Origin of the sequence: Dysgonomonas sp. HDW5A, assembly GCF_011299555.1 — a bacterium.
GTDB lineage: Bacteria > Bacteroidota > Bacteroidia > Bacteroidales > Dysgonomonadaceae > Dysgonomonas_A.
The window spans coordinates 2,247,901-2,266,131 of sequence record NZ_CP049857.1 but is presented as its reverse complement, the minus strand read 5'-3'; the positions used below and the strand labels follow the sequence as shown (position 1 = coordinate 2,266,131).

The 18,231-nt window shown below is 36.8% G+C and carries 13 protein-coding genes; 6 read left to right on the top strand and 7 right to left on the bottom strand.

The features are described 5' to 3' along the window. Window positions 1-86 precede the first annotated feature (86 nt). From G7050_RS09330 to G7050_RS09320, 3 genes are read left to right on the top strand one after another with little or no spacing between them, the layout of a single operon-like run. Window positions 87-1,631: a bifunctional response regulator/alkaline phosphatase family protein gene (locus G7050_RS09330; protein WP_166114381.1), complete on the top strand. Its 1,545-nt coding sequence runs from the start codon at window positions 87-89 to the stop codon at window positions 1,629-1,631. Between the two features lie 28 nt (window positions 1,632-1,659). Further along, entirely contained in the window at window positions 1,660-2,076 is a 417-nt protein-coding gene (gene tsaE, locus G7050_RS09325) for a tRNA (adenosine(37)-N6)-threonylcarbamoyltransferase complex ATPase subunit type 1 TsaE (RefSeq protein WP_166114377.1), read from the top strand. A gap of 6 nt (window positions 2,077-2,082) precedes the next feature. Further along, the gene (locus G7050_RS09320; RefSeq protein ID WP_166114373.1) at window positions 2,083-2,820 is read left to right on the top strand and encodes a DUF3239 domain-containing protein; all 738 of its coding nucleotides are present in this window, start codon (window positions 2,083-2,085) and stop codon (window positions 2,818-2,820) included. 352 nt (window positions 2,821-3,172) lie between these two features. Here the strand turns inward: G7050_RS09320 and G7050_RS09315 are convergent, their stop codons facing one another. From G7050_RS09315 to gnd, 4 genes are all read right to left on the bottom strand, one after another. Further along, window positions 3,173-6,076, bottom strand: coding sequence for a glycoside hydrolase family 2 protein (locus G7050_RS09315; protein ID WP_255499081.1), 2,904 nt, complete (start codon window positions 6,074-6,076; stop codon window positions 3,173-3,175). 561 nt (window positions 6,077-6,637) lie between these two features. Beyond that, window positions 6,638-7,360 (bottom strand): 6-phosphogluconolactonase, encoded by a 723-nt coding sequence (gene pgl, locus G7050_RS09310; RefSeq protein WP_255499080.1) that lies wholly within the window; start codon window positions 7,358-7,360, stop codon window positions 6,638-6,640. 70 nt (window positions 7,361-7,430) lie between these two features. Continuing rightward, a complete protein-coding gene (zwf, locus tag G7050_RS09305; RefSeq protein ID WP_166114370.1) occupies window positions 7,431-8,960 on the bottom strand; it encodes a glucose-6-phosphate dehydrogenase in 1,530 nt (509 codons plus the stop codon). Between the two features lie 95 nt (window positions 8,961-9,055). Beyond that, window positions 9,056-9,952: a phosphogluconate dehydrogenase (NAD(+)-dependent, decarboxylating) gene (gnd, locus tag G7050_RS09300; RefSeq protein WP_166114367.1), complete on the bottom strand. Its 897-nt coding sequence runs from the start codon at window positions 9,950-9,952 to the stop codon at window positions 9,056-9,058. Between the two features lie 346 nt (window positions 9,953-10,298). On the opposite strand from gnd, the gene G7050_RS09295 reads away from it, so the two are divergent. Genes G7050_RS09295 through G7050_RS09285 form a run of 3 tightly spaced genes read left to right on the top strand, consistent with a single transcriptional unit; the run spans window position 10,299 to window position 14,647 of the window. Beyond that, complete coding sequence (locus tag G7050_RS09295) at window positions 10,299-11,339, top strand: hypothetical protein (protein WP_166114363.1); 1,041 nt, start codon at window positions 10,299-10,301, stop codon at window positions 11,337-11,339. Beyond that, on the top strand, window positions 11,302-13,728 hold the full coding sequence (locus G7050_RS09290; RefSeq protein ID WP_166114360.1) for a hypothetical protein: 2,427 nt from the start codon (window positions 11,302-11,304) through the stop codon (window positions 13,726-13,728). The genes G7050_RS09295 and G7050_RS09290 overlap by 38 nt, the downstream gene beginning before the upstream one ends. 37 nt (window positions 13,729-13,765) lie before the next feature. Continuing rightward, a complete protein-coding gene (locus G7050_RS09285; RefSeq protein WP_166114357.1) occupies window positions 13,766-14,647 on the top strand; it encodes a hypothetical protein in 882 nt (293 codons plus the stop codon). A 76-nt stretch (window positions 14,648-14,723) separates the two neighbouring features. On the opposite strand, the gene gpmA is transcribed toward G7050_RS09285, so the two are convergent. From gpmA to G7050_RS09270, 3 genes are all read right to left on the bottom strand, one after another. After that, window positions 14,724-15,470: a 2,3-diphosphoglycerate-dependent phosphoglycerate mutase gene (gpmA, locus tag G7050_RS09280; protein WP_166114354.1), complete on the bottom strand. Its 747-nt coding sequence runs from the start codon at window positions 15,468-15,470 to the stop codon at window positions 14,724-14,726. A gap of 212 nt (window positions 15,471-15,682) precedes the next feature. Next, complete coding sequence (locus tag G7050_RS09275) at window positions 15,683-16,528, bottom strand: hypothetical protein (protein ID WP_166114351.1); 846 nt, start codon at window positions 16,526-16,528, stop codon at window positions 15,683-15,685. Between the two features lie 153 nt (window positions 16,529-16,681). Continuing rightward, window positions 16,682-18,118: an MBOAT family protein gene (locus tag G7050_RS09270; RefSeq protein WP_166114348.1), complete on the bottom strand. Its 1,437-nt coding sequence runs from the start codon at window positions 18,116-18,118 to the stop codon at window positions 16,682-16,684. Between the last annotated feature and the right edge of the window lie 113 nt (window positions 18,119-18,231).

Below are 18,231 nucleotides of genomic sequence, written 5' to 3'. Positions count from 1 at the left end.
TGCTTTAGGCTGATTAATTTCTTTTTTTTATTTTATCTGATAGAAAAAAACGCACTAAAACATAAGAATAGATAATTGATGATTATATGAAAAAATATCGCATACTTTGGGCTGATGATGAAATTGAATTACTTCGCCCTCATGTACTTTTCTTAGAAGATAAAGGCTATGAGATCGTAACAGTCAATAGCGGACAAGATGCTCTTGATTGCTGTAAAGAAGAACAATTTAACCTTGTATTTCTAGATGAAAACATGCCCGGACTTACAGGCTTACAGACCTTGACCAAAATCAAAGAAATAGATCCCAACATACCCGTAATTATGATCACTAAGAGTGAAGACGAGGGTATTATGACCGATGCCATAGGAAAAAAAATAGCAGATTATTTAATTAAGCCTGTTAATCCAAATCAAATACTATCATCTATAAAAAAGAACTTACACAAACACGACATTGTAACCGAAGCAACAGTAGAGGGTTATCGTGAAGAGTTCAACAAGATAGGCATGCAGATTGGAGATTCTTATACTTTCGAAGAATGGGTAGAGGTATACAAAAAACTCGTATTCTGGGAAATGGAACTCACTGCAACCCAAAATCCTTTGCTTGAACTTATTGTGGCACAAAAGCAAGATGCCAATAATTCTTTTTGTAAATTCATCAAGAAAAATTATGTTTCATGGATTCAAAATCCGGATAACAGACCTATTATTAGCCCCGATCTATTTAAGAAAAAAATATTCCCGCGATTAGATAATGGCGAGAAACTATTCTTCATTCTTATAGATAATTTTCGTTTAGATCAATGGGCAGCAATAAAAGACATGCTTGCACCCGATTTTACTTTTGATGAAGACATGTATCTTTCGATACTACCGACTGCCACACAATATTCGCGTAATGCTATCTTCTCAGGATTGATGCCTTTGCAGATATCTGAAATGTATCCGAATCTTTGGGTAGAAGAAATAGAAGACGAAGGCAAAAATCTGAATGAAGACCTATTGATACAAACTCAAATAGACAGGTTCAGAAAGAACTATTCATTTTCTTATAATAAGGTACACACTTCGGCATACGGCAGCAAATTTGTACAAAATCTAAATTCACTTAGCAATAACCAACTGAATGTTATTGTCATTAATTTTGTAGATATGCTTTCGCATGCAAGAACCGACTCGCAGATGATACGCGAATTAGCGGCAAATGAGGCTGCCTACCGGTCACTTACCCGATCATGGTTCAAACATTCGAGCATTAGCGACCTGTTCAAGTATATTGCAAATATGGGATACAGTATTGTCCTTACAACCGACCATGGAACAATCAGGGTAAAGAATCCCTTAAAGGTTATAGGAGACAAAGCTACAAATACGAATTTAAGATATAAAGTAGGCAAAAATCTAGATTACGATTACAAAAAAGTATACGAGAGCAGAAACCCATCACAGATAGGCCTCCCCTCACCCAACTTAAGCAGTAAATATATATTTGCTCTTAATGAAGACTTCTTTGCTTACCCCAATAATTATAATCATTACACATCTTATTATGCGGATACTTTCCAGCATGGAGGAATCTCAATAGAAGAGATGCTATTACCATTAGTCACTCTTAATCCGAGATAATAATACAAGAATCACAAATATAAAGATCATGACAACTATAGAAATAAAATCGCTGGACACCATTGCTAATGCTGCTTCTGAATTCATTAAGCAGATGGGCGACAATACGGTCTTCGCATTTCACGGAGAAATGGGAGCGGGAAAAACTACTTTCATCAAAGCTATTTGCGAAAAGCTCGGAGTGGATGACGTAATAAACAGCCCTACTTTTGCCATAATAAACGAATACAGATCAGACTCGGGCGAGCTAATTTATCACTTTGATTTTTACAGAATAAATAAAGAAGAAGAAGCTTTCGACTTCGGATACGAAGATTATTTCTTTAGCGGCTCTCTCTGCTTTATAGAATGGCCCGAAAGGATAGAATCACTCCTTCCTCATGATACAGTACATGTTACAGTTAAGGAAATAGAGGGAGGGCAAAGACAAGTTATAATTAAATAAGCAAATATGAGTAATGATGAAAAAGAGTCAGCGTACGCAGATATAGGTCCTCAGTTTATGGGTAGTTATGCCGAACGTCATTTTTACTACGATGTAGATGCTAACTTAGCAAAACGTTATAATGAAAATTACAAAAAAATGCAACGTTTTGCAATGAGAGCCCTTATTATTGCTCTGATAACAGGAGTTTTGAGTATATGGCTTTACTCACTTGGAGGAATATGGTTCATCCTACTTGGAGCTATAACCACATTAATAAGTATAGCAACAATAGTATTGGCAATTCTTGTTTTCAAGAGGCTAGGAAGTCCCACCGCTTTATTAAAAAGAGGAGTCTTAAATGCAGGTATTATAAGTCAAATAGATTCTGACGGAATAGGAATCCTTGTTTTGGCAGAAACCACAAGAGCAGAAGAAGTTCATTGGGGATTGTGCAGTATAAAAATCAAAGAACTGCCATCTGTACATGAAAAGAAAATAGGAGAAAAAGTGCCTGTAACCTGTGTTTTCAGTTCAGACTCGGGGTTTAACTATAACAACGCTGTAACTCCTAGTCTAATTGCATGGGGAACCTCCTCTAGGGATGTTATTCAAAAAGCAATTGACCAAATCGACAAGGTAGAATGGGAGGCATTATCACAAAGCATTGATCGATATGATTTCAAACCGGAATATTCAGAACCAGAACAACTGAAGCAACTTACCCTAAAAGAGATAGTAGAACTTAAACTATACAATGCATAATACAAGATTAGACAACAGCAACAGACTTGTTCATGTAAAATAGCAAAAGGAATAACGACTAATCTGCATCGGTCTTTATTCCTTTTTACTTTATACAAATTATTTTAGATCATTAAAGCAATAGCAATTCCCCCTACAATAGCAATGGCATAAATGCACATCATTACAACCACTATTATACAGATAAATTTATGATGTGATTTAAGAAAGCGGAAAGCGTCACTCAATGTAGCTGAATTCCCGTATCTAAGGCTGTACGCATATTAACAGAAGACTTATACAGACAATATAATACACAATCAAGGGTCGGGAACACTCCCGGCCCTTGATTGTGTATATAATAAATAGTAATTTACAACTCTACCGAATCAAAGTTATATCCTTCGGCTATTACTTTAAAGTTCGCAGGAGTCATATCAGGCAATACCAATTCAACCTTACGTTTTTCTCCGGGTAGTAGATTCATATAACCATCCGAGAAATAAGCAGGAAGAATAATCTCACCGGTTATTGTACTTTTAGCATTCAATTTAACCGCTACAGCAAACTCCGATGAAGTATTTTCTAATTCATAGATAAATTTAGAACCTACAGCCTTTTTCAACGTCAACTTCAACTCCGGTTTACCCAATGCATTCAATGCCTGATTGGATTGTATATTACCCCAGTTTTTCCAATAGTCGTTGATAGAAACAATATTCCCTTTACTATCTTTCAATTCAAGGCGAACTAAAGTATACTTAGGTACATCTTTAGTTGGAAGCTCAGGAATAAAGCAATCTACCTTTCCATTGGCAGGAACATCAAATTTCGCTGTCTTATTGAAATACTCCTTACCAGTTATATGGAAGTAACGAACATTTACTGTCATATTTTTATAAGCCTCACGAGTAGAGTTAACAATCACCACCTTATTATCAGGCAGATTCATCTGAATATGTATAGGCTCTTGTGCTTTTTTAGCTCCGAAATATGAACCCGGAGTTTCGTAATCATACGTATAAGTCTGCCAAGTCATACTAGGCCATGCCGGATGACTCATCCACATGATAAGCCCCGTTGTATTGTCCCACATACGACTGTTCCATGCCTCAATCATAGCTCGCCAAGTATCGTAGGTCACCATCTGCGATTTCTTAGAAAAATCTTCCATGCTATTGGCCTTACCATAGCTATTTACAGCTGCCATAAAGTCTTCGAAGAAGTGAGTTGTATGGTGTAAATCATGATAAGCCCATACGTCATTAATTGGCCACTGATCTTCGGGAGCTATAAACTTACGGATTGTATTCGCTGTAGGTATTGCCTGAGCTCCAAACTCGGTATTAAACCCTTCGGCTGTTTCCGTAAAATAACGCGACTGATCTTTAAAGAATCCGTAAGGTCCACTATTTACAGCATTCAAGAAACGAGAGTTTCCATGATAATGACGTGTAGGATCTTCAGTTGCCAACATCTTAGCCAATTGCGGCTCCATTCCTTCAGGAGCATACCCTTCGTTACGTGGGCACCAGATAGCAATAGATGGATGAGTCCTGAAACGGCGTACAACATCCGTTGCATTTTTCATAAACAACTGATAATCGTTAGGCTCTACCGTATCATCCGTTGTAATCCAGAAGTCATTCCAAACAAGCATACCATATTCATCTGCCATATCGTAGAATAACTCTTCGGTATTTTCGCCTACCCAGTTACGGATCAGGTTAAAATTAGCATCCTTGTGCAATTGAAAATAAGTCATAAACTTATCACGAGAGATACGCTTCATAGCATCATCCATACCGAATGTTCCACCCTTTATAAAGATGCGGACACCATTTACACGGAATACAAAGTATTGACCTACCGGGTCATCATTCGATAGTTGCTCAAAAACAACAGCCTCATCTATATTTTTCTGTAATGTAGGAATAGTCCTATTTAATTTCGGGTCACCTACTTTTACAACATTCTCATAATCAAAGATCGGTTTACCATCCATTTCAACATCCACAGGCGTATAAGCTATTCTGTGATCTCCCTTAGCAGGAGTATTTATCATCAACTCATACGAAAGTTCACGGATACCGAAACGTAGCCTTTTCAAATCAGAAGCAGTTGTTCCGACATTTGCCTGCAATTCGAGGTTATACAAATTTGGAGCACCATATCCGTTAGGCCACCAAAGTTTTGGATTCTTTATATTCAATTCCTTAAAATTGGCAGGATCAAAAGTTAAAGTCTTTTCTTCTTTTGCTTTCAGGCTATAAGGCAAGTTAATGTCTACGCCTTCAAATTTAGCTGACAGTGTTCCTTGCACCGGAGAATCTGACAAGTTCTTTACAGGAACAATAATCTTAACTGTTGCTTTTGTTGTGTCAGGCAAAGGAAGGTTAGTTACCACCTGAGGATCGCCGATAGAAACATCGCTACCCACTTTCAGCCTTACATCCTGCCAGATACCCATGTTTCGGTCACGAATACCCGGTATCCAGTCCCAACCCATAGAAGCAACAAAGGTAGGTCCGTCCAAACTTAATTGTCCGCCATTCAATCCTTGTCCGGCAACCATCGATTGCTCGTGTGATATACCCGGATTATCGGGTGGAGAAACCAAAATTGCCAGTACATTTTTACCACTCGACTTGATAAGTGAAGTAACATCAAATTCGCCACGAATAAAAGCACCTGTTATATTGCCTAGTTTCTTTCCGTTTAAGAAAACCTCCGCTCTGTAATTTATACCGTTCAATAAAAGACGTACTCTCTTACCATCGGTATTTACCGGCGAATCAAAAGAGGTACGATACCACCATTTCATATACGCCAATGTATCGGGTATAGCCATATTGTTAAGCCCGAAGTAAGGATCGGGATATTCGCCCTGATCTACAAGTGTAGTAAGCACCGTTCCGGGAACAGTTGCATTATACCAGCCTTTTGTATCGAAATTAGGGCTGAAAATAGACTCTTTGGATTCGAGTACCTGAGTTGAAGTACCCAACTCCCAACCATCCGAGATAATCCACTCACCTTGCTGAATAGGTATTAACTTAGTTGGAATATTTTGCTTTGCTTTTCTTTCCGAAGTTTGAAAAGGTGCTTTACCATGCGGCAATTGATCTTCGGGTTGTTTCTCTTTCAAACCTGCCCAAAGCTTAATAAGTCCTGTTTTTCCCATCATGTCCTGTGCATTCACACTGTTCGGACTAATTAGTGAAGAGAGAAACACCGAACCAACAAGAATACAAGTCTTTAGTGTTTTTTGTTTCATGAATATTATTTTATGATTGATTTCCGATTTCACAAATATAATCAAAAAAAATGTTCAGCCTTAAAGGGCTTTACAATTGAGTTGTTAATTAACAAAATACTTGCATCCCTTAAATCCTTTTAATACAAGCACTAAAATGAATGCAATATAGTTACTTAAGCTATATACCTCTTAAAAGGCGAAACAAGAAGGTGACAATACCATACATTTAGTTAGACAAAAAAGTGACAAAGGTGGCAAAAAAAGTACACTTTTAAAACCCAACTAAACAACTAATAATCAAACAACAAACTCAAAAAAGGTTACAAAAGTGACAAAGGTGACACTATTCTTCAGTTTCATTGTTGCTGCTATTTTAGCATTCTCAAATATAATATCATCCATGATAAGTAAGTAAAGAATAAAATTTATTGGTCTATTTTGCAGTTGTAACATTCTATATTTGTTATACTTGCCAAAGCAATAAAAAGGTCTGTCACCTTATTATAGATAAAGTTAGAATAAAAAAAATCCATTACCGTCAGATCGGCAATGGATTAGATATTAAGGTCATTTATCTTCTTATAACAAACTTGCAGCCTCTTCATCCAGCATCCAGAAAAGTTTTCCATTCACAGGATTTACTTTTGCTGCAGGATAAGTATCCACAAAAGCCTCACGCTCTTCGACTATTTGCTTAACCTTCTCAGCCTTATTCTTTCCGGTTACCAAAAAGACTATATTACGGGCATTATTAACAATACGTCCCGTTAAACTGATACGTTCCATGCCAGTTTCAGGATGTTGAGCAGTTACACAATCAGCCTCAGCATTCCACAGCTCTATCTGATGGGGAAATATAGATACTGTGTGACCATCATCGCCCATACCAAGCATCATAATATCAAAAGTCGGAAGATTGTTTTCTTTAGGTAAGTATTTATCCATGATAGACGTATACCATTGTACTTCTTCTTTAGACTCATTTTCGCCATGTATACGATGAATCTTCTTTTTATCTATTGTCGGAATTTTATCAAACAACAAACTTTTAGTCATCCCGAAATTACTCATTTCGTCCGTAGGGCGTACACAACGCTCATCCCCCCAGAAAAATGCAATTCTGTTCCAATCAATAGACTCAGAGTAATTGGCGACCCAATAATTGAAAAGAGCTTTAGGGGTAGAGCCTCCCGAAAGTGAAATATTCACGATCTCACGTTTCGATAACTCTTCTTTTAATAACGACGTAAAGCCCTCACTGAGGGCTTCGACATCTTTGTATATATTAATCTTCTTATCCATAATCATAGTAATTGATAATATCCAAGTTCACAGAGCTATTTATTGCTTTGGTAAGTAAATAGCCTAAGACCTATAATTCACAATATATACCGTCGTCTGACAGATTTTTACACGGATATCTCCATGTCATATTTTCACCCTCGATCAAACCATCGGCACATGCAGGCCCCCACGATCCGCAGGGATATCCATACAATGGAGCATCCGGATTTGCTTCCCAATAATCGAGTATCGGTTGAACAAACTTCCATGCAAATTCCAAAGCATCGCCACGTGTGTATAGAGTAGAGTCACCCAACATGGCATCTAGCAACAAGCGTTCGTATGCTCCCGGAACATAGGTATCTTGTAGTTGCGAATAGTGGAAATCCATATTCACCTCTTTTACCCTGTAACCATTTCCCGGAACTTTCATACCTGTTTTCAATAAGATGCCCTCATCTGGATGTATGCGTATTACCAATACATTTCCATCACTGCAATATTCTTTGTTGTCAACAAACAAGTTAAGTGGAGTTGGTTTGAAATGTATAACTATTTCCGACACACGGGTAGGCAAACGCTTCCCTGTACGAAGATAAAAAGGCACACCACCCCAACGCCAGTTATCAACAAACATCTTCATGGCTACATAGGTTTCGGTACGAGAATTGGGATTAACTCCCGTTTCTTCTCTATATCCTTTCTGAGGAACACGTTTAACGTTTGCTGCCGTATATTGACCTCTTATTACATTATTTTGAATATCAAGCTGACTCAATGGACGCATAGCTTGAAAGACTTTCAGCTTTTCATTTCTGATAGCATCCGATTCAATCACCGTAGGCGGTTCCATAGCCACTAGAGCCAGTAACTGAAACAAGTGATTCTGAATCATATCACGCATAGCTCCCGAATGATCATAATATCCTCCACGACCTTCAACTCCGATACTTTCGGCAGCGGTAATTTCTACATGGTGAATATAATTCCGATTCCACAAAGGCTCATAGATACTATTTGAGAAACGAGTCACTAGCAAGTTTTGCACTGTCTCTTTACCCAGATAGTGATCCATACGATAGATCTGATGCTCTTCATAATCGTTCAAAAGACTTTTATTAAGTTCTACTGCCGACTTCAAATCATTACCAAACGGTTTCTCTATAACAATACGTCTGATTTTGCCTTTGCTTTCATTCAAACCCTCTTTAGCCAGAAACTTAGGTATCAAAGGATACAAGTTAGGAGGAGTAGACAGATAGAATAAGTAATTGCCATCTGTTCCTTTCTCATCATCAAATCCTTTAAGACGAGATGTAAGTTTTGAATATTCAGCTCCATCATCCGTATTTATCGACAGATAAAACAGCTTTTCAGAAAAAGCGTCAATCTCTTTTTCGGCAGCATCTTTCGATATTGCAAACTGACGTATTCCATCAATCATTTTCTCTCTGAACGAAGTATCAGTAAAGGAACTTCGTGCAACACCCAGCACAACAAAATTATCGGGCAAAGATTTTTGCTTATATAGATCGAAAAGAGCCGGAACTAATTTTCGATATGTCAAGTCACCCGACGCACCAAAAATCACCAAGACCTGATCTTTTATTTTTTTCATTCGCTTTTTTCTTTAGTAGGGGCGTATTGTATACGCCCTTAAACAAACAGACTTATGTAAACGGGCGTATACAATACGCCCCTACTTTAAAGATCTTAGTCTTTTTTTATCTCGTGACCGCCAAATTGATTTCTCATGGCAGACAATAATTTATATGCATACGAATCGTTTTCTCTTGATTCGAAACGAGTAAACAATGATGCGGTAATTGCGTGAGCAGGTACATCAAAGTCAATAGCAGTTTGTACAGTCCAACGACCTTCACCGCTATCAGAAACATAAGGTTTAATACCTGCCAGGTCTTCGTTTCCTTCCAATGCGTTGCCAATCAACTCAAGTAACCACGAACGTACGACCGAACCTTGCATCCATACACGAGAGATTTTTTCTAAATCAACATCGTATGGAGATTTTTTCATAATTTCGAAACCTTCGGCATAAGCCTGCATCATTCCGTATTCGATACCATTGTGAACCATTTTCACCATGTGTCCCGAACCACTTTCTCCGCAACGGATATATCCGTTTTCAGGAGCTAATGATTTGAAAATAGGCTCTGCAAAATCACAAGCACCTTTTTCGCCACCGTACATCAGACAGTAACCATTTTGAAGTCCCCAAACACCACCGCTGGTTCCACAATCTATATAATGAATGCCTTTTTCGGCAACTTTTTTACCACGTTCTACAGTTTCTCTCCAGTAGCTGTTTCCACCATCAACAATAATATCATCTTTGCCTAATAGCGAAACAAGCTCTGCTATGTTTTCTTCTACAGGTTTTCCGGCAGGAACCATCAACCACACCAATTTACGTCCGTCTAATTTTCCAACTAAGTCAGTCAAGTCTTTAGCAGCTACAGCACCTTTGCTAACAGCCTCATCTACTTCTTTTGAAGTTAAGTTATAAACTACAACCTCATGTCCATGATTCAATAGGCGTTCAACCATTTTGCCACCCATCTTGCCTAAACCAACAAATCCGATTTTCATATTTTATAAGTTTTGATATTATATTTTCTTACTGTGTAATATTGAACATCTAAATTAGTGATTTGTTGAAGATATCCAGCCATTTAAAACAAATATTCTTCTATTGTTTTCTATCAAAATGTCAAAACTCTGATATCAAACCCTTTGATAAGGTATAATTAATGATTGGTTTTATTTATAATAAGAAAACTAACATCAACTATTTCTAACAAAATAATCATCTAGTGCATTAGACTTTCTATTACTCAAGTACCGAAAACAATCACTACCGGTTATATTTTTTTAAGCATGACATTAAATAGTTCATCTTACTTATTTTATACCTTTGAACAAAAGATTTATAGCATTGAAATATTTATTATACACATTAATTATCACACTACTTGTCAGTTGTAATTCATCAGAAAAAAGGAGTCTTGACGAGCAAAATTCCTTTTGTTATTGGAAGACAACTTTTACATTTGATACTCAAGATAATAATGTATGGAAGCAAACCACAGCCGATCACATGTATATCCGCTATTTTGATGTGGGATGGGACGCCGGCTCAAAACAAGCCAAACCAATAAGTACCATATTGGCTAGTAAAGACTCTCTACCTTGTAATCATATAACCCCTGCCATATTTTTCTCGAATAATGTATTTGAAAAATCATCAAAGGAACAATTGGATACATTGGCGACAAGAATAAAAAGTAGAATAGATCAAACCAACGAGCAATTCGCTATTCAAGATTTTGCCAACAAATATTCAGAGATACTGATTGATTGCGATTGGTCGAAAGGCACAAAAGATAAATTCTTTTATTTCATCGAAAAGCTGCAAGCTGCCATTCCCGACAAAGAGATAACTACTACCCTACGTCTTTGGCAATACAAGAATCCGACAGTGGCAGGCATACCTCCCGTAAAAAGGGTTCTATTGATGTGCTACAATTTACAGGCAGCTAATGAATATGACATCGAAAACTCGATAGTAACTCTCGATGAAATCAAGAAATATGTATCCGGAGTCAGCTATCCACTGAAAACTGATATTGCTTTACCATTATTCAGTTGGGGAGTAATTTTCCGGAATAAGGAATTCAAAGGAGTAATCAGAAATGCAACCTGCGAAAATTATTCCAACAATAAACAATATAGTCAAATTGCCGAAAACAAGTTTCGCCTAAATGAAGAAATGGTTATAGGCGATTTCTTTGCCCGTCCGGGGGATGAAATAAGAATTGAAGCCCTCACCAAACAAGAGTTACAAGAATTATCCCAATATTTACTCTCTGAAATAAAAACAGATAAGTACTCACGCATTACATTTTTTGCATGGGGCGACACTAATAATATACCAACTGATGAAATCAAAAATATTTACACTAGCTCTTCTCATTAGCCTATTTATAACACAAGGAAATTTAAAAGCCTGTGGTTATTGGGAATTTGAATGGGAATATCGACCTATGACATTTCAAGCACAATTGCCATGGATGCAATCGATGAACCCTTTTGTTTACACTACGGCTTCGTTATTCTATAATATGAATCCTGACCCGATGGGTAACGACCGCACCCGCAATATTACCGAATGGCAAAAGGCAACATCAAAAGATATCAGCTTGGATGACATTTATGAGATACAATATAATACTGATCCGACTGCGTTTATTAGCTCTTTCGAAAATTCGGGATTAAAGGAATATAAGGGCAACTCCTTAATAAAGTATCTTACTGCCGATAAAAAGCATAAAGACATACTCGATTATCTTGTTTTTGCCAAGAAAGCAGAATCCACCGAATATGATTTCACCGATGCCAACTTCGAAGAATGGAAAGATGAACCTAATAAAGCCCCTAATAAAAGTATAGCCCAAAAATACGAATTACTGGCTGAAGCAAAGGCAAAGCTAAACACTGTAAAATCTGCATTTTTAAAAGAGCGATATGCATTTCAGGCAGTGCGTTTAAGCTGGCAATTGGAGGAATACCAAGAGGCTTCCGAAATATTCGACACTTATTTTAAAACAATTAATCCCAACAGTCTAATGTCTGTATGGGCGGGATTGTTCAAGGCCATGTCATTGGACAGGCTCGAAAGAAAAGCCGATGCCAATCTGTATTATATTCAGGTTTTTGACAGTAGCGATGAGAAAAAACTCAGAGCCGTGCAATTGTACAATTACAATATCCCTACACCTTCAACATTCACCGATAAAGAAAAAAGTATAGAGGTCGTACTCAGATCAATCCAAAACCCGGGACGTACTTTAGATTCTATACAGAACATCCATAATCTGGATAAAAACAGTCAGTACCTCACATTTATGGTTATGCGTGAGATAAATAAACTGGAAGATTGGTTAATAAGTTCTATTTACTTAAAATCGGAAGAAAATCCGTTCTCACGAGCATACCAGTATCGGTATAGTTGGAATGATGACGAAGAGACAGCCGAAATAAAAAAGCAGAATCTCGAGACTGACTTAGAATACCTTAAAAGACTTAAAGTATTTGTAATCACACTCAGAAATGAGACCAAGCAACAAGACGAAAAAGATTATTATGCTATTGCCTTAGCTCATCTATCTCTATTGGAAGAAAATGGAGCCGAAGCCAAAGAATATTTGGCTAGCATATCGTCTAAAGCCGATCCATCCATATTATTACAAAAGTCTATCGAAAATATTTGGCTATCCATCAAAACCGATGATGTAACAACTGGCAGCTTCAAGAAAAACTATGTCAGTGAAATAAATAAGCTGAAATCACAGCTTCGGGCAGTGCCTAACAGACATAAAGAAAGCATGTATAGTTCTAAAAATGAGGATGTCGCCAGTTATGATAATTATAACAGAATAATTTACACGTTAGATCTGGCATTATCAAATGAATTGAAGAAAAAAGGAGACATTGTATCCTACTGTCTTTTAAAGAACATATCGAATAAAGACCGTAGTTATGACGGAGACGCATTTTGGAATACACAGGGGTATTCTTCCGATTATTATGGAGTTATGAGACAACTGGACTACAATGCTTCTGTATCGGATATGGACAAACTAATCGCACTCCTACAAAAAACGAACAAGAGCGAATTCGAACAGTACATCTGCGATCAACCCTTCAATCCGATAGATGCTTACAGAGATTTAAAAGGTACAATCGCATTTCGTAACAGGGATTTACAAACTGCCTATGAATCGTTTGCCGACATGAAACAGGACTTCTGGGATACAACGTATTATTTTAAGGACTACTTGAATGAAGACCCTTTTATACCAAAGAATCTGTATTCTCAAGAAAGCCGCGATTTCACATACAAGTTTAATAAGACCAGTTTTGTGAAAACATTGCTCGACCTTGAAAAAACAGCCAAAGGAAGTGATCCTAAAAAATCGGCAGATGCTTATCTCAAATTAGGGCATGCCTTTTTCAACACAACTTATTGGGGCAATTCATGGATGATGGTTTCTTATAGTTGGAGTGGAAGCGATGCCTATTACGGGAACATAAAGATGCTTGACCCGTGGAGAAGTGCGTATATGACAGCTTCTATTGCTCAGGAGTATTACGAGAAAGCCTACGAGAAAGCACAAAACAATGAACAAAAAGCCTCTGCAACCTTAATGCTGAGCCGTACACACTGGCACAATATCGTGTTAAACGGTAGCGAAAAAGATAAGGCTCTGGCGGCTAAATACTCCAAAGAATATTACGATAATTACTTGAATACGCGGTTTGCCAAACAAAACGAGTGCCTAGGTTACGAGGCATTTATAAATTAAATCTAAGTCTATAATTATATATCCTCACTACACAGTTATGAAGTCGAAACTAAAGCATCCTGTTTTTATATTTTCTATTTTGTTACTACTTTTAAATGACTTTTATTTAAAGTATGCATTTCCTGGATTGTTAACGGGAAAACTATCTGATTTTGCAGGATTATTTGCCTTTGCATACTTTTTCAGTTCACTATTGCCTCGATACAAAAAACAGGTCCATATAGTGATTGCCGTTTTATTTATTTTCTGGAAAAGCAGCTACTCACAGCCATTAATCGACACAGTAAACTCAGTCGGTGTACCTATTAACAGGGTAGTTGATCAGAGTGACAACATAGCCCTTATCAGCCTATTACTATCCTATTTCTTATTCTCGAAGTTCAAATACAAGGAAATAAATCCGATACTGAAATATGCTATTATGGGAGTATCCTTATTCTCATTTATTGCTACAAGTCAACGACCTATATTTCAAACAACACCCACATACAAATTCGTTAATATTGAGAATAGTTACCAATTCCCCTACTCAAAGGAAAAGTTAATAGAAAGATACAATAACCTCCAAATGGAAAGGGTGAATTATCTCAAAAAATATTATGCCGGCACTATTGTTTTTGACAGTATAGGACATACATATTTATCAGATCATAAATACATAAAAGAAGCCATAGCCAAAATACTGGATTATAATAAGCTAAAAGATACAGACACTATCCGGATAGATGACGAAAATACCCATTTTTATATCACGGGAGATAATCACTCTTCAAAAATAAATTTAACAAGCATCATTAAATATGGATATCTTCCTGATACGATTATCATAGATAGGACGGCAGACTCAATACCTCCACTATACAATGATCTCATCCAGCTATTTGAAGACAGAATAATCAAAAAGCTCAATAATAATTAAATAGTTGCAGCATTACTAAAAAAAGAAAGCCATCATTCAAATGAATGATGGCTTTCTTTTTTATATAAGCATAACCTTATTTCTTTTTTCCTTGATTGGCTACAGCATCCATCAAAGCTTTGATTTCTTCCGGATCACCCAAGAATTCGTCATTTACAAGTTTCAAGTTGTCATCAAACTCGAATAAGTAAGGAACAGCTGTTGGAAGATTCAATGATACGATATCTTCATCAGAAATTCCTTTCAGGTGTTTGATTATACCACGAAGACTGTTACCGTGAGCAGCAACAATAATCTCATCGTGATCTTTCAACGCTTGGAAAATAGTATCATTCCAATAAGGAAGTATTCTTTCCACAGTGTCTTTCAAAGCTTCTGTAAGAGGAAGGTCTTTTTTATCTACGTCTTTGTAACGAGGATCAAGATATGGAGAACGAGGATCGTCAGCAGCTAATGCTGTTGGTGGAACATCGTAGCTACGTCTCCAGATAAGAACTTGCTCATCGCCATATTTCTCAGCAGTTTCTGCTTTGTTCAAACCTTGAAGCATACCATAATGCTTTTCGTTCAAACGCCAAGATTTTTCAACAGGAATCCAATCTAAATCCATTTGATCTAAGATTGTATTCAATGTTTTATTAGCTCTCTTCAAATATGAAGTATACGCTTTTTCGAATTTAAATCCTTTTTCTTTTAAAAGTTTACCGGCTTTGATTGCTTCTTTAACACCATTCTCAGTTAAATCAACATCTGTCCAACCTGTAAATCTGTTTTCCAAATTCCATACACTCTCACCGTGACGGATCAATACAACTTTTTTCATATCTTTTTTTGTTTTAGGTTTTCTTCGAAATTGAGGTCGCAGACCTCATATAGTATATTTACCAAAATTAGTCATAATTAAAAAATATCACAATAGGTGTTTTGCATTAGTCTCCGATTTAAGTAGCGTTAAATATTTAATGCGATATTTTATCGACATAACTAACCCTAGTTGTGATACTTGCCAAAGTAATAAAAAGGTCTGAGACCTTATCATTTCCGATAAATAATATTCATAATGCTATCACCTACAAAAGGCCTGAAATGCGACTCTTCGTAATAATTATACTTGCATGTTGTAAACTCATTTCTTCCGGAGAAATCATATACATACTCACTGCCAAATACACTTATAATTGCATCCATATCTTGCGGGTTGAACTTCACTTGCGGATAAAGCGGATTAATAACTACCTTATAATTGGTATTATGTTTCGACAGAATATCCTTTATTCCACGAAGAGTTTCTTCATGATGTTTATCTACCTGAATAAACTGGCTTATTATCAGAGTGTCATTTACAGGATAAAACATAGGTGCATCGTAATAATCAGGCTCATTTTTAATACGCTCCTCTAAATCTGATCTGAAAGGACGATTCGTCTTCGGATCGAAACTCGCCTGAACAAAGAAGTAGTGTTGACCAATATAACTATTCTCGAGACCTAAAATTCTATTTCCGTAAAATGAAATAATAAAAGAAGGTGTCAAATAGGCTAAGAAATGAGTCTCATGAAAATCGCACCAACCTTTTCCCGAAAGAAGCGGATGCTCCATATATAGAAACTTAGGCTCATTCTCATTATAATTAAAAGTAAAGTCAACATCAAGACACAATAACACGTTCTTAATGTCAACATTCAGAGAATCGAGGAATTTCAGCTTATGGTAAACGGCCTCTATTTTTTCGCCGTACGAATCAAATGAATAAACACTGGCATCAGCTCCCAGATGTTCTTTCCAAGAATCTACATTATATCCGAAAATACGTGAACTTCCAAAGATGAACGAATTATAATGTTCTTTCTTGTAATTCTTAAGAAATACCTCCGTTGACATATAACTGCGATTAACTTGCAGTGACGTATATTTGTCATAAGAATGTACAATTTGAAAAGGGTCATAAACAATATAACCCACAACCAGCAGTAAAAAAATTACTATCGGTATAATCAGAAATCGAAATACACTCTTTAAAAATGACTTCATCCCTTAGAATTGAAAATATATAAACTGTTGTTCACTTCCTGTAAAGCAAAGTATAGCCAGTATTATTAAATAATAGAAAGCCCAACTAAGCGGACGCTTCCATTTCAATGTCAATTTCTCTAACGCATACTTATTTTCACGCCCCAGCCATTCGATAAGCATAAAGACTCCCACAATAGCTATCACTTTTCCTGATATAACATCGGGGCTTTGAAATAAAGTGGCAGAGAATATTTCTTTTATATACATAAAAGCATCAGTAATGGATTCTGCTCTAAAAAATATCCAGGCAAAACTTGCCAAACAGAAAGTCAGAATCAATTGACAAAATTCACGTATAGAGGGCAGCATCCGTCCTTGAGCAACCGTATCCAGATTTCGCCTGTTCGTTTTGAATATAATGGATGGCATTATAAACAGAGCATTCAGTCCACCCCATGCAAGGAATGTCCAGTTAGCTCCATGCCAGAATCCACTGACCAGAAATATAATGAATGTATTACGAATAGTTTTAGCCATCCCTCCCCTGCTTCCGCCTAATGGGAAATAAAGATAGTCTCTAAACCAAGAAGACAGCGAGATATGCCAGCGTCTCCAAAATTCGGCAATATCTCTCGAGAAATAAGGAAACCTGAAATTTTGCAACAGTTCGAATCCAAGTAAGCGAGCCGTACCTAAAGCAATATCGGAATATCCTGAGAAGTCGCCGTATATCTGTATAGCAAATAACATAGCTCCCAATACCAAAGTACTACCCGAATAGTGTTGATGGTTATTGAATATGGTATTCGCCAATTCGGCACAATTATCGGCTACTACAACTTTTTTGAATAATCCCCAAAGAATCTGCCTTAAGCCATCTACAGCTTTCGAATAGTTAAATACTCTTGGCTTTTCTACTTGCGGAAGTAAATGCGTTGCTCTTTCGATAGGACCTGCAACCAGGAGAGGAAAGAAACTCACGAAAAGCGAGTAGTCAATCCAATTGCGGGTTGGTTTTATCTTTCCGAAATAGATATCGAAAACATAGGACAATCCATGAAATGTATAGAATGAAATACCTACAGGCAAGATAATATTTAGAGTTGTCATATGAGGTGTGAAACCTACAGACGACAACAATTCGGCAAACGATTCGATAAAGAAGTTATAGTATTTGAAGAATCCGAGAAACCCAAGATTCAGCCCCACACTGAGTATTAGCCAGAATTTCTTCTTCGAAGCGGTGTTTGACTCAAAAATCTTCAATCCGGAAAAATAATCCAGAAAGGTAGAAAAGCCTAACAAGAACATGAAACGCCAATCCCAGCAGCCATAGAAGAAATAACTACAAACAGCCAAGAATATGTTCTGCCATTTTAATGATTTATTAAAAACAAACCAATAAAGGGAGAACACAAAAATAAAAAATACAGCGAAGCCTGCCGAGTTAAATAACACCTAATTATCTTATTAAGTAAACACTAACACTCCTAATATATAAACTATAACTATCACTAGTATATCAGCTAAAGTTATCAAAGGAGGTCTTATCTCAGACCTCACTATCTACA

What these genes read in the sequence shown, in the direction of transcription:
- G7050_RS09330 (WP_166114381.1), top strand. Translation starts at nt 87, where the DNA reads ATGAAAAAATATCGCATACTTTGGGCTGATGATGAAATTGAATTACTT.
- tsaE (WP_166114377.1), top strand. Translation starts at nt 1,660, where the DNA reads ATGACAACTATAGAAATAAAATCGCTGGACACCATTGCTAATGCTGCT.
- G7050_RS09320 (WP_166114373.1), top strand. Translation starts at nt 2,083, where the DNA reads ATGAGTAATGATGAAAAAGAGTCAGCGTACGCAGATATAGGTCCTCAG.
- G7050_RS09315 (WP_255499081.1), bottom strand. Translation starts at nt 6,076, where the DNA reads ATGAAACAAAAAACACTAAAGACTTGTATTCTTGTTGGTTCGGTGTTT.
- pgl (WP_255499080.1), bottom strand. Translation starts at nt 7,360, where the DNA reads ATGGATAAGAAGATTAATATATACAAAGATGTCGAAGCCCTCAGTGAG.
- zwf (WP_166114370.1), bottom strand. Translation starts at nt 8,960, where the DNA reads ATGAAAAAAATAAAAGATCAGGTCTTGGTGATTTTTGGTGCGTCGGGT.
- gnd (WP_166114367.1), bottom strand. Translation starts at nt 9,952, where the DNA reads ATGAAAATCGGATTTGTTGGTTTAGGCAAGATGGGTGGCAAAATGGTT.
- G7050_RS09290 (WP_166114360.1), top strand. Translation starts at nt 11,302, where the DNA reads ATGAAATCAAAAATATTTACACTAGCTCTTCTCATTAGCCTATTTATA.
- G7050_RS09285 (WP_166114357.1), top strand. Translation starts at nt 13,766, where the DNA reads ATGAAGTCGAAACTAAAGCATCCTGTTTTTATATTTTCTATTTTGTTA.
- gpmA (WP_166114354.1), bottom strand. Translation starts at nt 15,470, where the DNA reads ATGAAAAAAGTTGTATTGATCCGTCACGGTGAGAGTGTATGGAATTTG.
- G7050_RS09275 (WP_166114351.1), bottom strand. Translation starts at nt 16,528, where the DNA reads ATGTCAACGGAGGTATTTCTTAAGAATTACAAGAAAGAACATTATAAT.